The following is a 2,807-nucleotide window of genomic DNA, read 5'->3' on the forward strand; positions in this document are numbered from 1 at the left end:
CAGGTTACGAGCCTCACGTTCAGTTGGAGCCAAAACGGAGATCAGGCGCAACGGAGAAATTTCGGCCAATAATGTGTTCGAACGGGCGTTAAGGAAGGTGTAGAGCTTTGAATATGCACGTATGTTACTATTAGCGTCAGCCATAGCATTACCTCGTTTAATGGTGTGGTTAGATGCCCTGTGAGTGTTCGCGCACCCACGGGGCATTGTCATTTATGGTATGTGATAGTAATGTGTCACTACACAACACTACATTAACTCAAGTGTAATTTAGGTGTCAACACACATGAATGAAAGAAGAGGAAATCCACCATTCCAGTTTCGTCTCGATCCAGCGTTGCGTAGTGAAATGGAAGAGGCCCAAAAGTTAGACGGTGATGAATCACTGGCTGCCTGGATTAAGAGAATAATCAGGAAAGAGCTTCAGTCACGAAACGTTGAGCCGAGAAAATAGGCATGAGGCATATTTGATTTTGTAGCTCAGTTGAGCCACAATTGACTCTCCAACTAAACGGAGGTTCTACTATGGCTGCAAATGCTTTTGTTCGTGCTCGTATAGACGAAACCCTAAAAAATGAAGCCGCTGCTGTACTTGCTGATATGGGTTTAACCGTATCCGATCTGGTGCGAATAACCTTAACCAAGGTTGCCCGAGAAAAAGCGCTTCCGTTCGATTTGCGTATTCCTAACGAACTTACCGCTAATACTATTGCCAACAGCGAGAAAGGTGTCGATGTCCATAAAGCAAAGGATGCTGATGATCTTTTTGATAAATTAGGTATCTGATAGACCATGACTAAACAAAGGGAAATTGAATATTCAGGTCAGTTCCAGAAAGATGTGAAAAAAGCTCAGAAGCGCCCTAAAGATATGAATAAACTTAAAGTCATTATGACACTTCTGATTAACGATAAATTGCCCTTGCCTGTTGTATATAAGGATCATCAATTACAAGGTAATTACAAAGGTTACAGGGATGCACATATAGAGCCAGACTGGCTTATCATCTACAAGATTACTGATGATTTGCTTCGCTTCGAAAGGACAGGAAGCCATTCTGATCTATTTTAGGTATCACTCAGTCTCATTTTAAGACAAACATAAAATCAACCGTTATTGCGGCAGTTCCGGCCAGTCAATATCTGGCGCGGTGTTGGGGTCAATGCGCATTAACGCGACGCGGTAATGTTTGAGTGCCGCCAATTGCTGAATATCAGTCTGTTGATTATCGATTGCGATAGCGTCGAGTAGGATGTTGATGTGCTCCGAAACCTGCTTTATCAGTACGGTTTTCTGTTGGCTTGCGGTGGCGATATGGCGGGTTTTTAATGCCTGTTGATCGACTTCCCCGCTATTGGTGCAGAATAATATCAAAGATTACGAAGATGGTCAGCCAATCGACATCCCGGTAGGGCGCTTTGTTGATCTGCGAGTTCAGATGCCAGATGTTGAAAGCGAGGATATTCCCGCTGAAGATGTAAATTAGAAATACAAAACCGGGCTTAATTACCCGGTGATTAAAAGTTGGCTAAAAATGTCAGATATCACTCTTCGTGATGTTCAATCTTTTATTTCTGTTTCGTTACTGTGAATTTATCACTGCATTTTTGCACAGCCCAGAATATTACAGCGCCTACCACGAAGAAGCCGATAGCAACACCCCAGGCGGCAATCCCTTCATAGAAGGCATAAGCAATCATAAATCCTATAGCCATTATGAACGTAACGATAACGCCAATCATATCGAAGATGAATCGCAAAAAACCATTAATAACTTTTGATTTCATCTGCAAAATGCCTCAACGCTATAGGGTTGTTTTTTGCCATTTTACTGAGCTTCATAAAACGCTCGAACGGCTTCTCAAAAAGAAAGAACAACATATCGTAATCATCCGGTTTTAGCTTATTAAAAAGCGATGGATTTTCTCGGGCTAATGTCCGTGATGCTTCACATGCGCGAGACGCGATCCCTTGTAGCATAACTATGGAAACCATCGCGGTGGTACCCAGTCTAAAACTTAGCGTTACCGCAGAACTGGCCGCTAAGCCACTAACGACTCGTCCACTGATATAACCTGATATCAATGTTTGTGCCGCCATACGCGTAATTTTACCGGTGGCACCATAGATAAGTTCTTGGTGTAATTGTTGAATGGTTTCATCCGGTAAACGGCTGAGGGTATCATAAATGATGATATCTGCTATTTTAGCGATAATAAATCGATCGCGAATGAGATTATTGAAGGCATTAAGAAAACGCTTATCATCAGACATATTACGTTGTTGATAATATCGTCCGCCATCGGAAAGATTTAAATCTTGAAAGGTTCGCTCAACCCCCAAATATAAATCCATGGGGATAGACTTGATTCCCTCAGCCATGGCCTTAATAAATCTTGATGAATCCATAACATTTCCTTGTTGTGACGACATTCGCTTCCACTTAGCATATTGGATTAAGGATCAATATTCCAAACCATTATAGTGAGCAAAATTCTGAAAATAGAACAACATCAGATATTTCCCACATATATTGAAAAATATCCGCTACCTCGAAGCCAGGTAGTTATGCGCCTTAAATTAAATAAATACCCCATTGCTCTCTTATCAACAACGCGCTAAATTACCCAAAGATGCCAAGCCTCACTTTTTAGTGGGGCTTTTTTTATGCCTGTCGGAAATCACTCCCTATGTCAGCTATCGATATCACTACCATGCGTGGCGAAATGCCGCGGGCGGTGCCACATCTATTGCCAGAGCAAGCGGCGACCATGAATATCATCCGAATCAGTTGGGTGCGGCCACTA

6 protein-coding genes are annotated in these 2,807 nt (G+C 42.3%); 3 read left to right on the forward strand and 3 right to left on the reverse strand.

Features of this window, described 5'->3' with window-relative positions:
- Positions 1 to 525 precede the first annotated feature (525 nt).
- Together YALDO0001_RS19170 and YALDO0001_RS19175 are read left to right on the forward strand one after the other, a co-directional pair.
- The gene (locus YALDO0001_RS19170; protein ID WP_004705605.1) at positions 526 to 786 is read left to right on the forward strand and encodes a type II toxin-antitoxin system RelB/DinJ family antitoxin; all 261 of its coding nucleotides are present in this window, start codon (positions 526 to 528) and stop codon (positions 784 to 786) included.
- Between the two features lie 6 nt (positions 787 to 792).
- Positions 793 to 1,071 (forward strand): type II toxin-antitoxin system YafQ family toxin, encoded by a 279-nt coding sequence (locus YALDO0001_RS19175; protein WP_004705606.1) that lies wholly within the window; start codon positions 793 to 795, stop codon positions 1,069 to 1,071.
- Positions 1,072 to 1,113: 42 nt separating this feature from the next.
- On the opposite strand, the gene YALDO0001_RS19180 is transcribed toward YALDO0001_RS19175, so the two are convergent.
- Complete coding sequence (locus YALDO0001_RS19180; protein WP_004705607.1) at positions 1,114 to 1,374, reverse strand: tail fiber assembly protein; 261 nt, start codon at positions 1,372 to 1,374, stop codon at positions 1,114 to 1,116.
- Here YALDO0001_RS19180 and YALDO0001_RS22670 point away from each other — a divergent pair.
- Positions 1,358 to 1,486 (forward strand): phage tail fiber protein, encoded by a 129-nt coding sequence (locus YALDO0001_RS22670; protein WP_455433231.1) that lies wholly within the window; start codon positions 1,358 to 1,360, stop codon positions 1,484 to 1,486. The two genes, YALDO0001_RS19180 and YALDO0001_RS22670, sit on opposite strands and share 17 nt — an antisense overlap.
- Positions 1,487 to 1,568: 82 nt before the next feature.
- Here YALDO0001_RS22670 and YALDO0001_RS19185 read toward each other — a convergent pair whose 3' ends face one another.
- The gene (locus YALDO0001_RS19185; RefSeq protein ID WP_042840627.1) at positions 1,569 to 1,787 is read right to left on the reverse strand and encodes a hypothetical protein; all 219 of its coding nucleotides are present in this window, start codon (positions 1,785 to 1,787) and stop codon (positions 1,569 to 1,571) included.
- The gene (locus YALDO0001_RS19190; RefSeq protein ID WP_042840628.1) at positions 1,768 to 2,409 is read right to left on the reverse strand and encodes a hypothetical protein; all 642 of its coding nucleotides are present in this window, start codon (positions 2,407 to 2,409) and stop codon (positions 1,768 to 1,770) included. Before YALDO0001_RS19190 ends, YALDO0001_RS19185 begins: the two co-directional genes overlap by 20 nt.
- Positions 2,410 to 2,807: the final 398 nt, after the last annotated feature.

It is taken from the genome of Yersinia aldovae ATCC 35236 (assembly GCF_000173735.1).
Lineage (GTDB): Bacteria > Pseudomonadota > Gammaproteobacteria > Enterobacterales > Enterobacteriaceae > Yersinia > Yersinia aldovae.